General features: G+C 43.2%; 1 protein-coding gene. It reads right to left on the reverse strand.

What is annotated here, in order from left to right:
* Positions 1-567: ribonuclease H family protein (locus tag ACS8FC_RS19715; RefSeq protein WP_439298033.1), on the reverse strand; the 567-nt coding region annotated here is incomplete at both ends.

Consider the following 567-nt stretch of genomic DNA (forward strand, 5'->3'; position numbering starts at 1 on the left):
CGTGTTGGGTGCGTTGTCTTGATAGTGGGCAGTCTCTACCATGACATCATCATTCATCATACGTTCTTCATGGCTATGGTGACTGTCATTGATTAGTAACTCATCTTCTGACACATCTTCGTCAAACTCGTCATCTACCATATCTAGACCCAATGGGTCGAACTTTAGCCAATCATCATTGGTGACAGGTTTTTTATCAGTCGCTATGCGGTCTTTTTTTTTAGGTGCGTCTGATTCTTTTATCACAGGTTTTTGTGTTACAGGTGCTTTTATTATAGAAGAGTGACCACTGTTTGACGTAACCCCTAAGTTTGCCAGTTCATCTGCTTTTTCATTACCGGCATGTCCAGCGTGACCCTTAACCCAATGCCAATCAACATCACGCTGTTGACATAGCTTATCCAATTGTTGCCAAAGGTCTTGATTGGCGACGGGCTTTTTACTGGCTGTTTTCCAGCCTTTTTTCTTCCAGCCTTCAATCCATTCGGTGATGCCTTTTTGGACGTAGCTGGAGTCTGTCCAAATCTCAAGTTTTTGCTCATGTGAGCTATGTGTTAGGGCCTGTAT

It is taken from the genome of Psychrobacter sp. 1Y4 (assembly GCF_051847555.1).